Here is a 20,138-nt window from a genome sequence, read left to right as displayed (position 1 = left end):
ACGGCCTGTCCGTCCAGCTCGCCGAAGCCCTCGCCGAGTACTGGCACGCCCGGGTCCGCCACGAGCTGGGCTTCGCGGGAGAGGACCCCACAGACGTCGAGGACATGTTCGCCCTGAAATACCGGGGGGCACGCTTCTCCCTCGGTTACGGGGCCTGCCCGGATCTGGAGGACCGGGCGAAGATCGCCGACCTCCTCCAGCCGGAGCGGATCGGGGTGCACCTGTCCGAGGAGTTCCAGCTCCACCCGGAACAGTCCACCGACGCCATCGTCATCCACCACCCCGAAGCGAAATACTTCAACGCACGGTAACCGCCCCTTTGCACTGCGGCTTCGCGTCGTTCGCGCACCGTCGCCGGACAGGTCGTACACTGGTCGGTCCAGTGCAGGCCGGTCGCCCTCCCCATCCGGGAATGGCGGCCGGCCTTCTCGTCCCTTACGGAAGGTGTGCCGGATGACGAGTACGGTTCCCGCGTCCCTGACCCGCACGGCCGAAGGCGCCGCCCTTCAGGCGGTCCTTCTCGACATGGACGGCACCCTGGTCGATACCGAGGGCTTCTGGTGGGACGTCGAGAAGGAGGTCTTCGCCGACCTCGGGCACCGGCTGGAGGAGTCCTGGAGAGATGTGGTCGTCGGCGGCCCCATGACCCGCAGCGCCGGATACCTCATCGACGTGACCGGCGCGGACATCCGGCTGGACGAGCTGACCGTGCTGCTCAACGACGGCTTCGAGCGGCGTCTCGTCAACGGGGTGCCGCTGATGCCGGGCGCCGAGCGGCTGCTCGCCGAGCTGGCCGCGTCACGGATCCCCACCGCGCTCGTCTCGGCCTCGCACCGCCGCATCATCGACCGGGTGCTGGACTCCGTGGGCCACCACCACTTCGCGCTCACCGTCGCCGGCGACGAGGTCGCGCGTACCAAGCCGGACCCCGAGCCCTACCTCAAGGCGGCCGCGGGCTTCGGCGCGGACCCCTGGCGCTGCGCGGTCATCGAGGACACCGCGACCGGGGTGGCCGCGGCCGAGGCGGCCGGCTGCCGGGTGGTCGTCGTCCCGTCCGTCGCCCCCATCGCGCCCGCCTCCGGCCGGGTCGTCGTCGGCTCCCTCGAAGAGGTCGACCTCGCCTTCCTCCGGAAGCTCGTCACCGCGACGGGGTGAGAGCGGTCGCGGGGCGCGGCCTCGTGAACGTACGGCGGAGTTCCTCCCCGGCCCGTGTGTGTTCCGGCACTTTTCTGTGGACGTGAATCACCTGTACGGCACATAAGTGAAGAGGTCGGCTGGGTGAGCTTCCTCACCCGGAGGCCCCTCGTGCCCTGCCGTGATCGGTGGAGCTGTCCGGAATGGTGATCATATGTTCGCGCCCTGGGTCGTGGCGGGGAGGCGAGCCGCGCTCCGGACGGTCGGCGCGGTCGTCGGCGGCTACTAACTTTGGTTCCTCACCTGCCGGTATGAGGGAGAACGTCCAGATGAACCGCAAGACCCTGGTGCTGCCGGCCGTCGTCGGCCTGCTCGCCCCCGTGCTCGCCGCCTGCGGCAGCACGGACAGCGGCGCCGGCGGTGGCAACGCCATCGTCGTCGGCACCACGGACCAGCTCGTGGCCTCCGAGGAGAACCCCGCTCCCCTCGACCCCGCCATCGGCTACGAGGCAGGCGTCTGGAACGTCCTGCGGCAGACCGTGCAGACCCTGACCTCCGTGCCCACCGGCGGCGGCGCGCCGGTGCCCGAGGCCGCCGAGGACTGCACCTTCACGGACACCGTGAACGAGAGCTACCGCTGCACCCTGCGCAAGGGCCTGACGTTCTCCGACGGCACGCCCGTCACCGCCGAGGATGTGAAGTACTCCATCCAGCGGGTCATCGACATCAACTCCGACAGCGGACCGGTCGGGCTCCTCGCCAACATCGACATGATCGAGACCAAGGGCGAGAACCAGGTGATCTTCCACCTGAACACCCCCGACGCCACCTTCCCGTACAAGCTCGCCACCCCCGCGGCCGGCATCGTCCCCAAGGGGCAGTACCCGGCGAAGAGCGCCCGCACCGGCTTCCAGGTGAACGGCTCCGGTCCGTACACCATGAAGCCGCAGGTCGAGGACGGCCGGGTCGTCAAGATCAACTTCACCAAGAACCCGTCGTACAAGGGCGAGTTGAAGGTCCTCAACGACAAGGTCGAGATGGACCTCTTCCCCGACGCCGAGGCCATGGGCCAGGCGCTGGAGCAGAAGAAGATCCACATGATGACCCGCACCATGTCGCCCGAGCAGGCCCGCGACATGCTCGTGAACCCGAAGGAAGGCGTCGAGCTCACCGAGATGCCCGGCCTCGCCATCAGCTACCTCGGGTTCAACACGAAGGACCCCGTGGTCAACAAGGCCGTACGACAGGCCATGGCGCAGATCATCGACCGGGGCGAGATCGCCGGCAAGGTCTACGGCACCACCGCCGAGCCGCTCTACTCGCTGATCCCCTCCAGCATCACCGGGCACACCAACGCGTTCTTCAACAAGTACGGCGAGCCCAGCACCGCCAAGGCCGCGGAGATCCTCCGGGACGCCGGGATCAAGACGCCGGTGAAGTTCACCCTGCACTACACCGACGACCACTACGGCTCCGCGACGGCCAAGGAGTTCAAGACCCTCCAGCAGCAGCTGAACCGCTCGGGCCTCTTCGACGTCGCCATCCAGGGCAAGGAGTGGTCGAAGTACCGGGCGGAGCAGAAGCGCGGCGACTACGCGGCCTACGGCATGGGCTGGTTCCCCGACTTCCCGGACGCGGACAACTACACCGCGCCGTTCCTGGACAAGAACAACTTCCTCAACTCCCCCTACCGGTCGCACGAGGCGCAGAACGTCCTCATCCCGCAGTCGCGCCGCCAGGCCGACCGCAGCGCCGCCGCCACGACGTACGAGAAGCTTCAGAACATCGTCGCCACCGACGTGCCCGTCCTGCCGATCTGGCAGGGCAAGCAGTACGTGGCCTCCCGCAGCGGGGTCGCCGGCGTCGAGCGGTCCATCAGCGCCACCGCCGAGCTCCAGCTCTGGGAGCTCAACAGGACCAACGCCTGACGGTTCCGGGCCCACGTCCGTCTGAGCGTCCGGGCCGGCGCCTGACCGTCCGGACCGGCCTCTGACCGTCCGGACCAGGGCCTGAGCGACCGTCCGTCCGTTCGAACCACCGAAACCGTCCGGCCCGCCCCGATCCTGTTCACGTTCGCAGGAGGGGCGGGCCGGACGGCTTCGTATCGACGGTGGTCCTACTGCGCCCCCGGACGCACCAGCCCGCTCTCGTACGCGTACACCGCGGCCTGCACCCGGTCGCGCAGGCCCAGCTTCGTCAGCACATGGCCCACATGGGTCTTGACCGTCGTCTCGCTGACGAACAGATCAGCGGCGATCTCCGCGTTGGACAGGCCGCGCGCCACCAGCTTCAGGACCTCCACCTCACGGTCCGTCAACGTGTGCAGGGCGTCCGGGACCGGCTCCTCGCCGGAGGGCAGATGGTCCGCGTACTTGTCGAGCAGCCGGCGCGTGATGCTCGGGGCGAGCATCGCCTCGCCCGCCGCCACCACCCGGATGGCCTGAACCAGCTCATTGGCCGGGGCGTCCTTCAGCAGGAAGCCGCTCGCCCCCGCCCGCAGCGCCTCCACCACGTACTCGTCGAGGTCGAAGGTGGTCAGCACCAGCACCTTCGCCGGGCCGTCCTTCCCGGGGCCGGTGATCTGGCGGGTCGCCTCCACGCCGTCCATCCGCGGCATCCGGATGTCCATCAGCACCACATCGGGCTGGAGCGCCCGCACCTGGTCGATGGCCTGCAGGCCGTCACCGGCCTCACCGACCACCGCGAGATCGCCCTCGGCCTCCAGGATCATCCGGAAACCCGTGCGCAGCAGCGGCTGGTCGTCGACCAGTAGGACGCGGATCGCCACGGAAACTCCTTAACGGCCCTCAAGAGCCACAGCTCGGCCGGCCTCGGCCCGGACGGGGCCCATTGTGCCCTGGACATCCTCGTCCGATTCCGCCGGGCGTACCGACAGGGGGTACACCGGGGGAGTCCCGCCGAATTCCGGACACAGCGCCTGGTGGTCGCACCAGCCGCACAGCTTCGTCGGCCGGGGCCGCCAGTCGCCGGTCTCCGTCGCCAGCGCGATCGCCTCCCACAGCGCGAGGAGCTTGCGCTCCACCCGCTCCAGATCGGCCGGCACCGGGTCGTACGTCAGCACGTCGCCGCTGCCCAGATAGACCAGCTGGAGCCGGCGCGGCACGATCCCCTTCAGCCGCCAGATCACCAGCGCGTAGAACTTCATCTGGAAGAGCGGGCCCTCGGCGTACTCCGGCCGCGGGGCCTTCCCCGTCTTGTAGTCGACGATCCGCACCTCACCGGTCGGCGCGATGTCGACCCGGTCGATCACCCCGCGCAGCCGCAGCCCCGACTCCAGCTCCGTCTCGACGAACAGCTCCCGCTCCGCCGGCTCCAGCCGCGTCGGGTCCTCCAGCGAGAACCACCGCTCCACCAGCCGCTCCGCCTCGCCCAGCCAGCGCGTCAGCCGCTCGCCCTCACCGTCGTCCGCGAACAGCTCGCCCAGCTCCGGCTTCGACTCCAGCAGCCGGTCCCACTGGCCGGGGATCAACGCCCGCGCGCGCGGAGCCGTACGGTCCGCCGCCGGGGCGTCGAAGAGCCGCTCCAGCACCGCATGGACCAGCGTGCCGCGGGTGGCCGCCTCGCTGGGCTTCTGCGGCAGCCGGTCGATGACCCGGAAGCGGTAGAGCAGAGGGCACTGCATGAAGTCGCTCGCCCGCGACGGCGACAGTGACGAAGGCGGCTGCGGCGGCCGGGGCACGGATGTCATGTCTGAAGACCCTACGGCCCGCCACTGACAGCCGGCGGCATACCATCGACGGCAGACCCTCGCACACCGCATGATCGTGGCGCAGGCCACGCACCGAACCGAAGGGACCACGTGGACGAGAGCGGCGACAGCGGGCGGCCGCAGCCCGGCGCAGGGGGAACGGACCCCGGCGCCGCCCCTGACAGCGGCAAGCCCCAACGCCCCGCGGAACCGGGCGGCGGCCTGCTCATGGGCCGCCCCTTCGGCGTGCCCGTGTACGTCGCCCCCAGCTGGTTCGTCGTCGCCGCCCTGATCACCTGGGTCTTCGGCGGCCAGCTGGAGCGGGTCCTGCCCGAGCTCGGAGGCGCGCGCTACTTCGTCGCGCTGTTCTTCGCGATCGCCTTCTACGCCTCCGTACTCGTCCACGAACTGGCCCACACGGTCGTCGCCCTGCGCTACAAACTGCCCGTCCGCCGCATCCAGCTCCAGTTCTTCGGCGGCGTCTCCGAGATCGAGAAGGAGACCGAGACCCCCGGCCGCGAGTTCATCCTCGCCTTCGTCGGGCCCCTCCTCTCCCTCGTCCTCGGCGGCGTCTTCTACGGGGCGATGCAGTTCGTCGAACCCGGCACCGTCCCCGGCGTCCTGCTCGCCGGCCTGATGATCTCCAACCTCATCGTGGCCGCCTTCAACCTGCTGCCCGGCCTCCCCCTCGACGGCGGCCGGATGCTCCGCGCCATCGTCTGGAAGATCACCGGCAAGCCCATGAGCGGCACCATCGCCGCCGCCTGGGTCGGCCGGGGCCTCGCGATCACCGTCCTCATCGGACTGCCGCTGCTCACCCACACCGGCACCCTCGGCAGCGCCAACGAGGAGATCGGCGGTGTGGAGACCGTCATGGACGCCCTGCTCGCCGCGATCCTCGCCGGCATCATCTGGACCGGGGCCGGGAACAGCCTGCGCATGGCCCGGCTCCGCGAGCACCTGCCCGACCTGAGGGCCCGCGCCCTCACCCGGCGCGCCGTCCCCGTGGAGTCCGCCACGCCCCTCTCCGAAGCGCTGCGCCGGGCCAACGAGGCGGGCGCCCGCGCCCTCGTCGTCGTCGACGGTCAGGGCGTCCCCAAGGGCGTCGTCCGTGAGGCCGCGATCGCCGGGGTCCCCGAGCACCGCCGCCCCTGGGTCGCCGTCAGCGGACTGGCCCAGGACCTCAACGACGGCATGCGGATCCCCGCCGAACTGGCCGGCGAAGCCCTCCTGGACCGGCTCAAGGCCACCCCGGCCACCGAGTACCTGGTCGTCGAGGAGACCGGCGAGATCTACGGAGTCCTCTCCACCGCCGACGTCGAGCGCGCCTTCGTCGCCGCCATGGCCCGCCCCGGCGCCTGAGGGGGCCTCTCCACGCCCCGGGCCAGGCGGTCGGCGGCCCCAGAATCACCGGTACGCTGGTCACATGTCTGAACCGACCGGTGCCGCCCGCCGACGTGGGCCCTTCAAGGTCGGGGACCAGGTCCAGCTCACCGACCCCAAGGGACGCCACTACACCTTCACGCTCGAAGCCGGAAAGAACTTCCACACCCACAAGGGTTCTTTCCCGCACGACGAGCTGATCGGTGCTCCCGAGGGCAGTGTTGTCCGCACCACGGGAAACGTCGCCTACCTCGCGCTGCGCCCCCTGCTCCCCGACTACGTCCTGTCCATGCCCCGCGGCGCCGCCGTGGTCTACCCCAAGGACGCGGGCCAGATCCTGGCCTTCGCCGACATCTTCCCCGGCGCGCGCGTCGTGGAGGCCGGGGTCGGATCCGGCTCGCTCAGCACCTTCCTGCTGCGCGCCATCGGTGAGCAGGGCATGCTGCACTCCTACGAGCGCCGCGAGGACTTCGCCGAGATCGCCCAGCAGAACGTCGAGCGCTACTTCGGCTCGCCGCACCCGGCCTGGCAGCTCACGGTCGGGGACCTCCAGGACAACCTGTCCGACACCGACGTCGACCGCGTCGTGCTGGACATGCTCGCCCCCTGGGAGTGCCTGGAGGCCGTCTCCAAGGCGCTCGTTCCCGGCGGCATCCTCTGCGCCTACGTCGCCACCACCACCCAGCTCTCGCGCACCGTCGAGTCCATCCGCGAGATCGGCTGCTTCGCCGAACCGCAGCCCTGGGAGTCGATGATCCGCAACTGGCACGTCGAGGGCCTGGCCGTGCGCCCCGACCACCGGATGATCGGCCACACCGGCTTCCTGGTGACCGCCCGCCGGCTCGCGGACGGCGTCGAGCCGCCGCTGCGCCGCCGCCGCCCCTCCAAGGGGGCCTACGGCGAGGACTACGACGGACCGGGCAGCCAGAGCCGCGGAGGCTCCGCCGCCGACCGCGGCTGACCCGCCCAACGAACCGGCGCCGCCGCGCGGTTCCCCGACCGACCGGGGAACCGCGCGGCGGCGCCTTCTCGTTGCCGCCGGGCGCGCGCCCCCGGCGGTGAAACCGGCGCACACCCCGCCGTTCCCCCGGCGTGTGAGGTGTGGCACGATGCTGGCCACCCCTCGGGGGCGGACCCACCCCCTCCCCGGGCTCCCAGGAACACATGGAGACACACCGCGTGCAGACCTCCGCGCTCCCGGACCTCGCGCACACCGCCACGAAGCCGGTGCACTGGCTCGCCACCGCCCTCGCCATGGCCGGTGTCGTCGCCCTGGCCGGGCTGCTCCAGCCCCGTACGGCCACCGCCACCGCCACGGCCCCCGAGCAGCGGACGACGCGGCAGAGCGCGCCCGTGGCCGCGCCGGACCCGGCCGGAGTGGACTTCCCCCTGGAGTGCGGCGGGGCCGGGACCACCGTGGCGAAGCAGGCCCCCGGAGACCTCGACGGCGACGGGCGGCCGGAGACCGTCGCCGTCGTCCACTGCGACGCCGGCTCCGGGACGCCGCCGAGCGGCGTCTACGTCCTGACGCGGTCGGGCGGGGCCGCACCCCGGGTCGTGGCGACCCTGGTGGACCCCGCCGACAAGAAGACGGTCGGGGACTTCGCCGTACGCGAGGGCGTCGTCTCGGCGACCCTGCTCGGCTACTCCTCGCTGGAGGTGCCGCGCTGCTGTCCCGACCAGGAGGAACAGGCCGCCTGGAAGTGGAAGGGCAACGCCTTCGTCCGCACCTCCGGGGACCTCGCGCGCGCCGTCTGAAGCGCCTGTCCGGGAAGCCGTCCGAAGCGCCTGCCCGGGAAGGTGCCCCAGGGGTCAGGCCGCGTCCGGCCCGTACACCTCGACGCTGTCCTTGACGCGCCGCACGTGGATGCAGTCCCCGGGGCACTCCTTGGCCGAGTCGACCACGTCCTGAAGGAGTGGCAGCGGCACCGGAGTGGTGGCCCCCGGGTCCTGGAGGAGCTCGTCGTCGCCGCTCTTCACGTACGCCAGACCGTCGATGTCCAGCTCGAAGACCTCCGGCGCGTACTGCACGCAGATGCCGTCGCCCGTACAGAGGTCCTGGTCGATCCAGACCTCCAGGTCCTGCGTCCCGCTGTCGCCCGGCGCGTCCTGCTGCACGGTCATGTGTCCTGCCGTTCCCTGCGTATCCGAACCCATTGGAGCCAGCTCTGACGGGTGTTGAACACTTCGACGATACAACCGGCCGCTTCTGGGGGCCGAAGGGTGGGTATTCCCTTGACGTGAGGGAGAGCGCAAGGGTGAAGATCGGACACACCCCGCAGTCTTTGTGATCTAGGGGTTTCAATCACCACCCACCCAGGTAGGGTCAGGAAGCGTCCAGCTCCCCATGGAGGAGGTGAGGACCGTGGCAGCCCACGACGACGACATCAACCGCGGCATCCGGCCCGCGCGGGGGTCAGAAGACCCAGCCGGCCAGGTTGCCTATCTCGAGCAGGAAATCGCCGGCCTGCGACGTAAGCTCGCCGACTCTCCGCGTCATACGAGAATTCTCGAAGAGCGGATCGTCGAGTTGCAGACGAACCTGGCAGGCGTGTCCGCACAGAACGAGCGGCTCGCCAACACGCTCCGCGAGGCGCGTGACCAGATCGTGGCCCTCAAGGAGGAGGTCGACCGGCTCGCACAGCCGCCGGCCGGCTTCGGCGTCTTCCTGCAGGCCAACGAGGACGGCACCTGCGACATCTTCACCGGGGGCCGCAAGCTCCGGGTGAACGTGTCTCCCAGCGTCGAACTGGAGGACCTCAGGCGCGGCCAGGAGGTCATGCTCAACGAAGCGCTCAACGTGGTCGAGGCCATGGAGTTCGAGCGGGCCGGGGACATCGTCACCCTCAAGGAGATCCTCGAGGACGGCGAGCGCGCCCTGGTGGTCGGGCACACCGACGAGGAGAGGGTGGTGCGGCTCGCCGAGCCGTTGCTCGACATCACCATCCGCTCCGGTGACGCCCTGCTGCTGGACTCCAGGTCCGGTTACGTCTACGAGGTCGTTCCCAAGAGCGAGGTCGAGGAGCTCGTCCTCGAAGAGGTCCCGGACATCGACTACGACAAGATCGGCGGCCTGGGCGACCAGATCGAGCTGATCCGCGACGCGGTCGAGCTCCCGTACCTCCACCCCGACCTCTTCAAGGAACACGAACTGCGACCGCCGAAGGGCATCCTGCTCTACGGTCCGCCCGGCTGCGGCAAGACGCTCATCGCCAAGGCCGTCGCCAATTCGCTCGCCAAGAAGGTCGCCGAGGTGACCGGGCAGCCCGCGGGGAAGAGCTACTTCCTCAATATCAAGGGCCCCGAGCTCCTCAACAAGTACGTCGGCGAGACCGAGCGGCACATCCGCCTGGTCTTCCAGCGTGCGAGGGAGAAGGCGAGCGAGGGGACCCCCGTCATCGTCTTCTTCGACGAGATGGAGTCCCTCTTCCGCACCCGCGGCAGCGGCGTCAGCTCGGACGTGGAGAACACCATCGTCCCGCAGCTGCTCGCCGAGATCGACGGTGTGGAGGGCCTGGAGAACGTCATCGTCATCGGCGCCTCCAACCGCGAGGACATGATCGACCCCGCCATCCTGCGACCCGGCCGACTCGATGTGAAGATCAAGATCGAGCGTCCGGACGCCGAGGCCGCGAAGGACATCTTCGCGAAGTACCTGACCCCGTCGCTCCCGCTGCACGCGGACGATCTGGCCGAGCACACCGGCTCCCGGCCGGCCGCCGCCCACGCCATGATCCAGTCCGTCGTGGAGCGGATGTACACGGAGTCCGAGGAGAACCGCTTCCTCGAGGTCACGTACGCCAACGGCGACAAGGAAGTCCTGTACTTCAAGGACTTCAACTCCGGCGCGATGATTCAGAACATCGTCGACCGGGCGAAGAAAATGGCCATCAAGGCATTCCTCGAACACCAGCAGAAGGGTCTGCGCGTCTCCCACCTCCTCCAGGCGTGCGTGGATGAGTTCAAGGAGAACGAGGACCTGCCGAACACCACCAACCCGGACGACTGGGCCAGGATTTCCGGCAAGAAGGGTGAGCGGATCGTCTTCATCCGCACACTCGTCACCGGAAAGCAGGGCGCGGACACCGGGCGTTCCATCGACACGGTGGCCAATACCGGCCAATACCTGTAATACGCCGACCGGCTGCGGATGCCTGGTAGGGGCATCCGCAGCCGGTCGTTTTCCCTGGTTCCGGCCACACCGGAACAATGTCGTAATTGATCTCCCCACCGGCGCAGAGGCGCTCTAGGCTCTGCGGTACCGCCGAGTCGCGCAGTGCGGTGACGGGCACCGCATACGCACCGGACAAACAGCGGTACTTGAGCGTCGCTCCCGGACGGGACCGACGCCGGGCAAGGAGGGCCGCATGACCGTACGGCGAGTAATGGGCATCGAGACGGAGTACGGGATCTCCGTCCCCGGCCACCCCAACGCCAATGCCATGCTCACCTCGTCCCAGATCGTCAACGCCTACGCGGCGGCGATGCACCGGGCGCGCCGCGCCCGCTGGGACTTCGAGGAGGAGAATCCGCTGCGCGACGCGCGAGGCTTCGACCTCGCCCGTGAGACCGCCGACTCCAGCCAGCTCACCGACGAGGACATCGGCCTGGCCAATGTGATCCTCACCAACGGCGCCCGGCTCTACGTCGACCACGCGCACCCCGAATACAGCTCGCCGGAGATCACCAACCCGCTCGACGCCGTGCTCTGGGACAAGGCCGGCGAACGGATCATGGCGGAGGCCGCCGAGCGGGCGGCCGCCATCCCCGGCGCCCAGCCGATCCACCTCTACAAGAACAACACCGACAACAAGGGCGCCTCCTACGGCACGCACGAGAACTACCTCATGCAGCGGGAGACCCCGTTCTCGGACATCGTGCGCCATCTGACGCCGTTCTTCGTCTCCCGCCAGGTCGTCACCGGCGCGGGCCGGGTCGGCATCGGCCAGGACGGCCACGAGCACGGCTTCCAGATCAGCCAGCGCGCCGACTACTTCGAGGTCGAGGTCGGCCTGGAGACCACGCTCAAGCGCCCCATCATCAACACCCGGGACGAGCCCCACTCCGACGCGGAGAAGTACCGCCGGCTCCATGTGATCATCGGCGACGCCAACCTCTCGGAGATCTCGACCTACCTCAAGCTCGGCACCACGTCCCTGGTGCTGTCCATGATCGAGGACGCCTTCATCAACGTCGACCTGGCCGTCGACCAGCCCGTACGCACGCTGCACCAGGTCTCGCACGACCCGGAGCTCAGGCAGCTGATCACGCTCCGCAACGGCCGGACACTCACCGCCGTCCAGCTCCAGATGGAGTACTTCGAGCTGGCCCGCAAATACGTCGACGAGCGGTACGGCGCCGACGCGGACGAGCAGACCAAGGACATCCTGACCCGCTGGGAGGACACGCTCAACCGGCTGGAGACCGATCCGATGAGCCTGGCCGGGGAGCTGGACTGGATCGCCAAGCGGGAGCTCATGGAGGGCTACCGCCGCCGTGACTCGCTGGACTGGGACGCCCCCCGGCTGCACCTGGTCGACCTCCAGTACGCGGACGTACGGCCCGACAAGGGGCTCTACAACCGTCTGGCGGCCCGTGGGCGGATGAAGCGGCTGCTGGACGAGGACGACGTCACCAGGGCCCGTACGAAGCCTCCGGAGGACACCCGGGCCTATTTCCGGGGCCGCTGTCTGGAGCAGTACGCCGACGACGTGGCGGCCGCCTCCTGGGACTCGGTCATCTTCGACCTGCCGGACCGCGACTCGCTCCAGCGGGTGCCCACCCTGGAGCCGCTGCGGGGCACCAAGGAGCACGTCAAGGACCTGCTGGACCGCTGTCGTACGGCGGACGAGCTGGTCCGGACGCTCTCGGGCGGCTGAAAGGGGTCCGGGCTGGGAATCAATCACCCGAGGCCCGGACGTTGAACAACTACCGGGCCGAATGTCGGACCTCGTGGGTAGGGTCTGATCAAGAGCTTCGATTGCTTCGAACCGAGCGGGGTGAGCTACATGGCGACCAAGGACACCGGCGGCGGACAGCAGAAGGCGACGCGTTCCACCGAGGAGACCGAGGAGCAGGCGCAGGACGCGCAGGCGTCCGAGGACCTCGCGGAGCGCCAGGAGAAGCTGAGCGACGACGTCGACTCGGTGCTGGACGAGATCGACGACGTCCTGGAAGAGAACGCCGAGGATTTCGTGAGGTCATTCGTTCAAAAGGGTGGACAGTAGTTCACGAGTGTGAATGCCCGGTAGCGTCCCGGCAGTGATCCGGGCGCCCGCGGCATCCGAGGGGAGACGGGGTGACGGCGACCGCCACGGCGCGCGCCGTCACCCCGCTCGCCAACCGGAGGCACGCCACCGGTGCGCGAGCGCGGGATCGCCGCAGATCCCCCCGCCGAACATGTGGATCACCGCCCCCCGGCGGGTAGGGTCCGTGGCGTACGTTGCTTCAACTGCAAGTCGGCCATCGGCAAGTTGGGGGATGATCCTGACTCTCTTGCGCAGGGCCATCGCATACCTGGAGGGAAACGCGTGGAAGCCAACACTCGTAGCACCGGGCGTCTACCAGCTGCCTTCCTGACGCCGGGATCGTCCTCGTTCATGGACTTCCTGTCCGACCAGTCTCCCGAGATGCTCCCGGGCAACCGGAGCCTGCCGCCGCTCCAGGGGGCCATCGAGGCGCCGCACGGGACGACCATCGTCGCTGCGTCCTTCCCCGGTGGCGTCGTCCTGGCCGGTGACCGGCGCGCCACCATGGGCAACATGATCGCGCAGCGCGACATCGAGAAGGTCTTCCCAGCCGACGAGTACTCGGCGGTGGGCATCGCCGGCACCGCCGGACTGGCCGTGGAGATGGTCAAGCTCTTCCAGCTGGAGCTGGAGCACTTCGAGAAGGTCGAGGGGGCCCAGCTCTCCCTGGAGGGCAAGGCCAACCGGCTCTCCACCATGATCCGCTCCAACCTGGCCATGGCCATGCAGGGCCTCGCCGTGGTGCCGCTCTTCGCGGGGTACGACGTCGACCGCGAGAAGGGCCGCATCTTCTCGTACGACGTCACCGGCGGCCGCTCCGAGGAGAACGGGTACGCCGCCACCGGCTCCGGGTCGATCTTCGCCCGCGGCTCCATGAAGAAGCTCTACCGCGAGGACCTGACGGAGGAGCAGGCACTCACCCTGGTCGTGCAGGCGCTGTACGACGCCGCGGACGACGACTCGGCGACCGGCGGCCCGGACGTGGCCCGCCGCATCTACCCGATCGTCACCGTCATCACCGACGAGGGCTTCCGGAGGCTGGGCGACCAGGAGTCCGCCGACATCGCGCGCTCCATCCTGGAACGCCGACTCGAGCAGCCGGACGGCCCGCGCGCCGCGCTGCTCTGACCCGGACTCCGAGCCTCCCGAGATGCACTCGTCACTGACAGAAAGGGACGGATAGCCGGTGTCGACGCCGTTCTATGTCTCACCCCAGCAGGCCATGGCCGACCGGGCGGAATACGCCCGCAAGGGCATCGCCCGTGGTCGCAGCCTCGTTGTGCTGCAGTATGCCGACGGCATTGTGTTCGTCGGCGAGAACCCGTCCCGCGCGCTGCACAAGTTCAGCGAGATCTATGACCGGATCGGCTTCGCCGCCGCCGGCAAGTACAACGAGTACGAGAACCTCCGCATCGGCGGCGTGCGCTACGCCGATCTGCGCGGATACACCTACGACCGGGACGATGTGACGGCCCGTGGGCTGGCCAACGTCTACGCCCAGACGCTCGGCACCATCTTCTCCAGCGCGGCCGAGAAGCCGTACGAGGTGGAGCTCGTGGTCGCCGAGGTCGGCGCCGCGGCCGAGGGCGACCAGATCTACCGGCTGCCGCACGACGGTTCGATCGTGGACGAGCACGGCTCGGTCGCGGTCGGCGGCAACGCCGAGCAGATCAGCACCTTCCTGGACCAGCGCCACCGCGACGGCATGACGCTCGCCGAGGCCCTGAAGCTGGCCGTCCAGGCGCTCTCCCGGGAGCCGGGCGGCGGGGAGCGGGAGATTCCCGCGGACCGCCTAGAGGTCGCGGTGCTGGACCGCACGCGGCCCCAGCAGCGCAAGTTCAAGCGGATCGTCGGCCGCCAGCTGACCCGGCTGCTCGACGCGGAGGCGGCGGGCACCACCCCGACCGACGCCCCGTCCGACATCGAGGACGCCGATGCCGGCGACTCCACGGAAACCGGCACCGACACCGGCAGCACGCCCGGCTCCACGGAGGAGTAGGCGGCAGCGCCTTCACCGTGCCCCCGGGCCCCGGCCCGGGGGCACGGTCATGCCCCGGCGGCGGGCGGCGGCGCGGTGGAGCCGCGTTGGACCAGCCGCACCGGCAGGCTGCCCGGCTCCACGGGGCGGCCCTCCAGGACGGCGAGCAGCGCCGCCATGCCCCGCTCCCCGACCTGCTCGGCCGGCAGCTGCACGGTCGTCAGCTCCGGTTCGAGCGCGGTGGCCAGGGCCAGGTCGTCGAAGCCGGTGACCGAGAGGTCCTCCGGCACCCGCAGCCCGAGCCGGCGGGCCGCCTTGCAGGCGCCCGCCGCCAGGATGTCGTCGTCGCAGACGATCGCGGTCGGCCGCTCCCCGGCGACGGCGAGCGCCTGCTCGGCGGCCTCGCGCCCGGCCCGTACGTCGAGCGGAGCCCGTACCGTACGCACCTTCGCGCCCGACGCCGCGCCCACCGCTTCCCGCAGCGCCTGCGCCCGGACCGCGAACGTCCAGGTGTCCACGGCGGACGCCAGATGGACGAACCGGCGGTGGCCGAGGCCCAGCAGATGGTCCGTCACCTGGCGCATGCCGTCCGCGATGTCCAGGTTCACATGGGCCGCCGCGTCCGTCCCGGCCGGATCGCTGTCCAGCATCACCAGCGGCAGTTCGGCCCCGTGCAGGGCGCTCAGCGCGTCGGAGGCCATCGAGGAGGCGATCACCCCGTCCAGCGCGGCGCGGGCCGAGGCGAACGGGTCCCGGGCCGGTCCTGTGCCGTCCGGCGAGGGGTAGAGCACCACGCCGAAGTCGTGCTCGGCGGCGACGGCCGCGGCCCCGGTGTACACGCGGGCGAAGAACTCGTTGGTGAGCGCCGGGACCACCAGCAGCGCGGTCCTGGTGCGGCCCAGCCGCAGACTGCGGGCGGCCAGATTGGGCCGGTAGCCGAGCTCCGCCGCGCACTCCCTCACCCGCTGGGCCGTGACCTCGGACACCCGGCCCGGCCACTTCTCGCCGAGCACCAGGGAGACCGTCGCCTGCGAGACGCCCGCCGCACGGGCCACGTCGCGGCTGGTGGGCCGGGGCGGGGCGGGCTGGTGCGAGTCGGTCACGCGGGCCTCCGTGCGGGATGTCTCCATGGCGCCGCGAGGTGGACCCGCGAACTGCCGACATGGTACGTATGAACCTCGACGTTATACGTAAAACCTAGGGTGGCGGCAGCCGTCCGGCGGAAAGGGGCGGGAATGGCCGCGGGATATCTGGACATCCTCCGGGCGCGGCATGCCGCCCGGCTGCTGACGGGCACCCTGGTGGGGCGGCTGCCCAACGGCACCGCGCACATCGCGATCGTGCTGTTCACCCGCGCCGAGGGCGGCAGCTACACGCTGGCCGGCGCGCTGGCCGCCGCGTACGGGCTCGCCACCGCCGTGGGACAGCCGCTGCTGGGCCGGGCGGTGGACCTGTACGGACAGCCCCGCGTCCAGCTCCCCGCCGCCGTGCTCTCCGCGCTCGGCATGGCCCTGCTGGCGGTGTCCGGGCTCGGCTCGCTCCCACTGGCGTACGCGGCCGTCGTCGTCGCCGGGGTCGCCACACCGCCTCTGGAGGGCGGGCTGCGGGCCCTGTGGCCCAGCGTGCTCAAGCGTGAGGACCAGGTGCACCGGGCGTACGCCCTCGACGCGGTCGCGCAGGAGATCATGTTCACCGTCGGGCCGCTCCTGGTGACGGTCCTCGTCTCGCTCTGGTCCCCGGCCGCCGCCCTGCTCGTCATCAACGCCATCGGCGTCCTGGGCGCGTTGTCGGTCGTCCTCTCCGAGCCCTCGCGCGCCTGGCGCTCCGCACCCCGCGAGGCGCACTGGCTCGGGGCGCTGCGCTCGCCCGGACTCCTCGCCCTGCTGGGCGCGTTCTTCTTCGTCGGGCTCGCGCTCGGCTCCATCACGGTGGCCGGTGTGGCCTACGCGGACGACCACGGCCGCGAGTCGGTGTACGGCTGGCTGATGGCCGCGCTGGGTCTCGGCGCGCTGATCGGGGGCCTGGGCTACGGGGCGCGGCAGTGGGCCGGTGCGCCCGAGCGGCGGCTGCGCGTGATCGTCGCCCTCCTGGCGCTGGGCTATCTGCCGTTGACGCTCACGCCCTCGGTCCCGGCGATGACCGCTCTGGCCGCCCTGGCCGGCGTCTTCCTCGCCCCGGCCATCGCGTGCTCGTTCATCGTGGTGGACCGGCACGCCCCGCGCGGCACGGTGACCGAGGCGTTCTCCTGGCTCGTCACCACCTTCGGCGTCGGCGCGGCAGCCGGAACGGCCGTCGCGGGCCCGGCCGTGGAGCTCGGCTCGACCGCCTGGAGCTTCGGCGTGGCGGGGGTCGGCGGAGTCCTCGCCCTGGTGGTCCTGCTGGCCACCGGGAAGGTCCTAGGGGACGTGTCGCCGGTCAGGGCCGGGACCGCCAGCAGCTCCCGTGCGTGACCCCGCCGTCGTGACCGGATCGGAAAATGATCGAAACGGTGCCGTCGAACCCGGTTTCAGCACCGGCCGTAAGGCGTAATGTTCAGTCATGGACCGCCGCATTTTCGGGCTGGAGAACGAGTACGGCGTCACGTGCACGTTCAGGGGACAGCGCCGACTGTCACCTGACGAAGTGGCGCGCTACCTCTTCCGCCGTGTTGTGTCATGGGGCCGCAGCAGCAATGTCTTCCTGCGGAACGGCGCCCGACTCTACCTCGACGTGGGATCGCATCCGGAATATGCAACCCCCGAATGCGACAACGTGACCGAGTTGGTCACGCATGACAAGGCCGGCGAGCGCATTCTCGAAGGTCTGCTCGTCGACGCCGAACGCCGCCTGCACGAGGAGGGAATCGCGGGCGACGTCTATCTCTTCAAGAACAACACCGACTCGGCGGGAAACTCCTACGGGTGCCATGAGAACTACCTCGTGGCCCGGCACGGAGAATTCTCCCGGCTCGCGGACATCCTCATCCCCTTCCTCGTCACCCGGCAGCTCATCTGCGGCGCGGGCAAGGTGCTCCAGACCCCGCGCGGAGCCGTCTACTGCGTCAGCCAGCGCGCCGAGCACATCTGGGAGGGCGTCAGCTCCGCGACGACCCGCTCCCGGCCGATCATCAACACCCGCGACGAACCCCACGCCGACGCCGAGCGGTACCGCCGCCTCCACGTCATCGTCGGCGACTCGAACATGTCCGAGACGACCATGCTGCTCAAGGTCGGCGCCACCGACCTGGTGCTCCGCATGATCGAGGCGGGCACGGTGATGCGCGACCTGACCCTGGAGAACCCGATCCGGGCCATCCGCGAGGTCAGCCACGACACCACCGGCCGGCGCAAGGTGCGCCTGGCCAGCGGCCGGGAGGCTTCGGCCATCGAGGTCCAGCGGGAGTACTACGAGAAGGCCGTGGACTTCGTCGAGCGCCGGGGCATCCGCACCGGCACCGTCGACCAGGTCCTGGAGCTGTGGGGCCGCACGCTCGACGCCATCGAGGCCGAGGACCTCGACCGGATCGGCACCGAGATCGACTGGGTCATGAAGTACAAGCTGATCGAGCGGTACCGGGCCAAGCACAACATGACCATGTCGAACCCGCGGGTCGCCCAGATAGACCTCGCCTACCACGACATCCACCGTCGCCGCGGCCTGTTCTACCTGCTGGAGCGCAAGGGACAGACCGCCCGCATCTGCAACGACCTCAAGATCTTCGAGGGCAAGTCGGTGCCCCCGCAGACCACCAGGGCGAGGCTGCGCGGCGACTTCATCCGCAGGGCCCAGGAGCAGCGGCGGGACTTCACCGTCGACTGGGTCCACCTCAAGCTCAACGACCAGGCGCAGCGCACGGTGCTGTGCAAGGACCCGTTCCGGTCGGTGGACGAGCGCGTGGAGAAGCTCATCGCCGGGATGTGACCTGGCCGGCGGCCGGTCTCCGGCAGCCGGACCGCCACGCCGAAGCCGCCGGGTGCGGCAGGACTCGCCTCGGACAGGCCCCAGTCCTGCCGCACCCGGCGGCTTTCTCCGTGCGTACGGTCCTTCGGTCCTCCCCGGAAGGCGGCGACACCGAGTCCGGGCAGAGGCCGGGGGCGCCGCCGTGCGGTGCGCCGGGTTGACGGAACCGGTGCGCGGAACGCCGGACACCGTAGAGTGGCGGGCGTTTCCATAGCCTCGACTCCCAGTTGGACTGATGACCTACAACACGAAGCGACGTTTCGCCGCCCTGCTGGCCGTGCCCGTCCTGCTGTTCACCGCCGCGTGTGGATCGGACTCCGAGAAGGGCGACTCGGGAAGCGTGGCGGAGATCAAGGGGAAATTCGGGGCCAAGCCCGAGATCGCCGTCCCGAAGGACGCGGAAGCCTCGGAGAAGACGGTGGTCAAGACCGTCACGGAAGGCAGTGGGGCGAAGGTCAAGAAGGGTGACTTCGTTCGGCTGGAATGGACCGTCGAGAAGTGGAAGGGCACCGAGAACCTCGGTGGCACCTGGAGCGCTCCGGCCGCCGATGGGGCACGGCGGCAGGCGGTCGAGCGGGTCGGCCAGCAGAGCCAGCAGCTGCCCGCGAAGGTCCTCGACTCGGTGACCGGTCGGAAGACCGGCAGCCGGATCATGTTGCAGGGAACCGCCGGCGAGCTGGTGGGGCAGGGCCTCAACCCGCAGTCGGGGCTCAGCGAGTCGGACGTCCTGGTCTGGGTCGTCGACGTGGTCGGGGCGGCCACCGTCGACCCCAAGGCGGAGGCCGAGGGCAAGCAGGCGGCCCCGGAGTCGGGACTGCCCACGGTGAAGGCCGAATCGAAGAAGGCGGCCGCGATCACCGTCCCGAAGGGGGAGAAGGCCCCCACCGACCTGAAGGAGCAGGTGCTCATCAAGGGCACCGGCGCGAAGGTCGAGGCGGGGCAGGGGCTGATCGCCCAGTACACCGGTGTGAAGTGGGAGGACGGCAAGCAGTTCGACTCCTCCTGGAACAACGCGGGCGCCCTCGCCTTCCAGATCGGGACCGGCTCCGTGGTGCAGGGCTGGGACCAGGCCCTCGTCGGTAAGAACGTCGGAGACCGGGTGCTCCTGGTGATCCCGCCCAAGCTGGGTTACGGCAACGCGCCGAACTCCGGGCTGTCGAAGAACACGCTGGTGTTCTCGGTGGACATCCTCGGAGTGGTCTGATCGTCAATCTGTGACAATGGGCCGGTTGCCCCGCAGTACACAGTTCATCAGAGGAGCAGTTCAGTGAGCATCGAGAAGCCCGAGATCGACTTCCCGGGTGGCGAGCCGCCGGCGGACCTGGAGATCAAGGACATCTGGGAGGGCGACGGCCCCGTCGCCAAGGCCGGCGACCGGGTCCAGGTCCACTACGTGGGCGTGGCCTTCTCCACCGGCGAGGAGTTCGACTCCTCCTGGAACCGCGGTACGCCGCTGGCCTTCCAGCTGGGTGTCGGCCAGGTCATCTCCGGGTGGGACCAGGGCGTGCAGGGCATGAAGGTCGGCGGCCGTCGCCAGCTGACCATCCCGGCGCACCTCGCGTACGGCGACCGCGGCGCCGGCTCCGCCATCGCCCCGGGCGAGACGCTGATCTTCGTCTGCGACCTGGTGGCGGTCTGATCCGTACCGGTCATGCGGGCTTCGTGAACCGATCCCTTTCGGTCACGTACGTTCCGCTCCGGTCAGGTGACTAGGGCCCCCGCCGCACGGCGGGGGCCCTCAGCGCTG

18 protein-coding genes and 2 pseudogenes are annotated in these 20,138 nt (G+C 70.0%); 16 read left to right on the top strand and 4 right to left on the bottom strand.

Features of this window, described 5'->3' with window-relative positions; all coding sequences use genetic code 11:
• From ACLJPL_RS32260 to ACLJPL_RS32250, 3 genes are all read left to right on the top strand, one after another.
• Positions 1-311, top strand: a 311-nt coding sequence (locus tag ACLJPL_RS32260; RefSeq protein WP_411084496.1) for a vitamin B12 dependent-methionine synthase activation domain-containing protein, incomplete at its 5' end; no start/stop codon positions are given.
• Positions 312-453: 142 nt separating this feature from the next.
• Positions 454-1,155 (top strand): HAD family hydrolase, encoded by a 702-nt coding sequence (locus ACLJPL_RS32255; protein ID WP_411084495.1) that lies wholly within the window; start codon positions 454-456, stop codon positions 1,153-1,155.
• A gap of 308 nt (positions 1,156-1,463) precedes the next feature.
• On the top strand, positions 1,464-3,062 hold the full coding sequence (locus ACLJPL_RS32250; protein ID WP_411084503.1) for an ABC transporter substrate-binding protein: 1,599 nt from the start codon (positions 1,464-1,466) through the stop codon (positions 3,060-3,062).
• A 188-nt stretch (positions 3,063-3,250) separates the two neighbouring features.
• Here the strand turns inward: ACLJPL_RS32250 and ACLJPL_RS32245 are convergent, their stop codons facing one another.
• On the bottom strand, positions 3,251-3,922 hold the full coding sequence (locus tag ACLJPL_RS32245; RefSeq protein ID WP_084745052.1) for a response regulator: 672 nt from the start codon (positions 3,920-3,922) through the stop codon (positions 3,251-3,253).
• A 9-nt stretch (positions 3,923-3,931) separates the two neighbouring features.
• Complete coding sequence (locus ACLJPL_RS32240) at positions 3,932-4,777, bottom strand: RecB family exonuclease (protein ID WP_411084502.1); 846 nt, start codon at positions 4,775-4,777, stop codon at positions 3,932-3,934.
• Between the two features lie 177 nt (positions 4,778-4,954).
• Between ACLJPL_RS32240 and ACLJPL_RS32235 the strand changes: the two genes are divergently transcribed.
• The 3 genes from ACLJPL_RS32235 (at position 4,955) to ACLJPL_RS32225 (ending at position 7,984) form a co-directional block, all read left to right on the top strand.
• On the top strand, positions 4,955-6,205 hold the full coding sequence (locus ACLJPL_RS32235; RefSeq protein WP_411084494.1) for a site-2 protease family protein: 1,251 nt from the start codon (positions 4,955-4,957) through the stop codon (positions 6,203-6,205).
• Positions 6,206-6,269: 64 nt separating this feature from the next.
• A complete protein-coding gene (locus ACLJPL_RS32230; RefSeq protein ID WP_015607518.1) occupies positions 6,270-7,187 on the top strand; it encodes a tRNA (adenine-N1)-methyltransferase in 918 nt (305 codons plus the stop codon).
• 218 nt (positions 7,188-7,405) lie between these two features.
• Positions 7,406-7,984 (top strand): hypothetical protein, encoded by a 579-nt coding sequence (locus ACLJPL_RS32225; RefSeq protein ID WP_411084501.1) that lies wholly within the window; start codon positions 7,406-7,408, stop codon positions 7,982-7,984.
• 54 nt (positions 7,985-8,038) lie between these two features.
• Here the strand turns inward: ACLJPL_RS32225 and ACLJPL_RS32220 are convergent, their stop codons facing one another.
• Complete coding sequence (locus ACLJPL_RS32220; RefSeq protein ID WP_401366947.1) at positions 8,039-8,350, bottom strand: ferredoxin; 312 nt, start codon at positions 8,348-8,350, stop codon at positions 8,039-8,041.
• Between the two features lie 241 nt (positions 8,351-8,591).
• Between ACLJPL_RS32220 and arc the strand changes: the two genes are divergently transcribed.
• The 6 genes and pseudogenes from arc to prcA all read left to right on the top strand — a co-directional run bounded on the left by arc (position 8,592) and on the right by prcA (position 14,473).
• Positions 8,592-10,358, top strand: coding sequence for a proteasome ATPase (gene arc / locus ACLJPL_RS32215; protein WP_411084493.1), 1,767 nt, complete (start codon positions 8,592-8,594; stop codon positions 10,356-10,358).
• 235 nt (positions 10,359-10,593) lie between these two features.
• A complete protein-coding gene (dop, locus tag ACLJPL_RS32210; protein ID WP_411084492.1) occupies positions 10,594-12,105 on the top strand; it encodes a depupylase/deamidase Dop in 1,512 nt (503 codons plus the stop codon).
• A gap of 129 nt (positions 12,106-12,234) precedes the next feature.
• On the top strand, positions 12,235-12,453 hold the full coding sequence (locus ACLJPL_RS32205; protein ID WP_018515354.1) for a ubiquitin-like protein Pup: 219 nt from the start codon (positions 12,235-12,237) through the stop codon (positions 12,451-12,453).
• Between the two features lie 162 nt (positions 12,454-12,615).
• A pseudogene (locus tag ACLJPL_RS32200) lies at positions 12,616-12,805 on the top strand (endonuclease domain-containing protein); the annotation flags it as partial.
• Positions 12,757-13,602, top strand: a complete 846-nt coding sequence (gene prcB, locus ACLJPL_RS32195) for a proteasome subunit beta (RefSeq protein WP_030570217.1) — start codon at positions 12,757-12,759, stop codon at positions 13,600-13,602. The pseudogene ACLJPL_RS32200 and the gene prcB, both read left to right, overlap by 49 nt.
• A gap of 58 nt (positions 13,603-13,660) precedes the next feature.
• The gene (prcA, locus tag ACLJPL_RS32190; RefSeq protein WP_411084491.1) at positions 13,661-14,473 is read left to right on the top strand and encodes a proteasome subunit alpha; all 813 of its coding nucleotides are present in this window, start codon (positions 13,661-13,663) and stop codon (positions 14,471-14,473) included.
• Positions 14,474-14,520: 47 nt separating this feature from the next.
• On the opposite strand, the gene ACLJPL_RS32185 is transcribed toward prcA, so the two are convergent.
• Positions 14,521-15,555 (bottom strand): LacI family DNA-binding transcriptional regulator, encoded by a 1,035-nt coding sequence (locus ACLJPL_RS32185; protein WP_411084490.1) that lies wholly within the window; start codon positions 15,553-15,555, stop codon positions 14,521-14,523.
• A 132-nt stretch (positions 15,556-15,687) separates the two neighbouring features.
• Here ACLJPL_RS32185 and ACLJPL_RS32180 point away from each other — a divergent pair.
• From ACLJPL_RS32180 to ACLJPL_RS32165, 4 genes and pseudogenes are all read left to right on the top strand, one after another.
• Positions 15,688-16,981, top strand: a pseudogene (locus ACLJPL_RS32180) (MFS transporter).
• Positions 16,982-16,990: 9 nt separating this feature from the next.
• Complete coding sequence (pafA, locus tag ACLJPL_RS32175; protein ID WP_124267458.1) at positions 16,991-18,352, top strand: Pup--protein ligase; 1,362 nt, start codon at positions 16,991-16,993, stop codon at positions 18,350-18,352.
• Between the two features lie 274 nt (positions 18,353-18,626).
• The gene (locus ACLJPL_RS32170; protein WP_411084489.1) at positions 18,627-19,595 is read left to right on the top strand and encodes an FKBP-type peptidyl-prolyl cis-trans isomerase; all 969 of its coding nucleotides are present in this window, start codon (positions 18,627-18,629) and stop codon (positions 19,593-19,595) included.
• Positions 19,596-19,658: 63 nt separating this feature from the next.
• Complete coding sequence (locus ACLJPL_RS32165) at positions 19,659-20,030, top strand: FKBP-type peptidyl-prolyl cis-trans isomerase (protein WP_411084488.1); 372 nt, start codon at positions 19,659-19,661, stop codon at positions 20,028-20,030.
• Positions 20,031-20,138 lie beyond the last annotated feature (108 nt).

The organism is Streptomyces sp. cmx-18-6 (assembly GCF_046548915.1).
Lineage (GTDB): Bacteria > Actinomycetota > Actinomycetes > Streptomycetales > Streptomycetaceae > Streptomyces.
The sequence above is the reverse complement of the archived record's forward strand: the minus strand, read 5'-3'. Positions and strand labels throughout refer to the sequence as shown.

What these genes read in the sequence shown, in the direction of transcription:
- ACLJPL_RS32255 (WP_411084495.1), top strand. Translation starts at nt 454, where the DNA reads ATGACGAGTACGGTTCCCGCGTCCCTGACCCGCACGGCCGAAGGCGCC.
- ACLJPL_RS32250 (WP_411084503.1), top strand. Translation starts at nt 1,464, where the DNA reads ATGAACCGCAAGACCCTGGTGCTGCCGGCCGTCGTCGGCCTGCTCGCC.
- ACLJPL_RS32240 (WP_411084502.1), bottom strand. Translation starts at nt 4,777, where the DNA reads ATGCAGTGCCCTCTGCTCTACCGCTTCCGGGTCATCGACCGGCTGCCG.
- ACLJPL_RS32230 (WP_015607518.1), top strand. Translation starts at nt 6,270, where the DNA reads ATGTCTGAACCGACCGGTGCCGCCCGCCGACGTGGGCCCTTCAAGGTC.
- ACLJPL_RS32220 (WP_401366947.1), bottom strand. Translation starts at nt 8,350, where the DNA reads ATGACCGTGCAGCAGGACGCGCCGGGCGACAGCGGGACGCAGGACCTG.
- dop (WP_411084492.1), top strand. Translation starts at nt 10,594, where the DNA reads ATGACCGTACGGCGAGTAATGGGCATCGAGACGGAGTACGGGATCTCC.
- ACLJPL_RS32205 (WP_018515354.1), top strand. Translation starts at nt 12,235, where the DNA reads ATGGCGACCAAGGACACCGGCGGCGGACAGCAGAAGGCGACGCGTTCC.
- pafA (WP_124267458.1), top strand. Translation starts at nt 16,991, where the DNA reads ATGGACCGCCGCATTTTCGGGCTGGAGAACGAGTACGGCGTCACGTGC.
- ACLJPL_RS32170 (WP_411084489.1), top strand. Translation starts at nt 18,627, where the DNA reads ATGACCTACAACACGAAGCGACGTTTCGCCGCCCTGCTGGCCGTGCCC.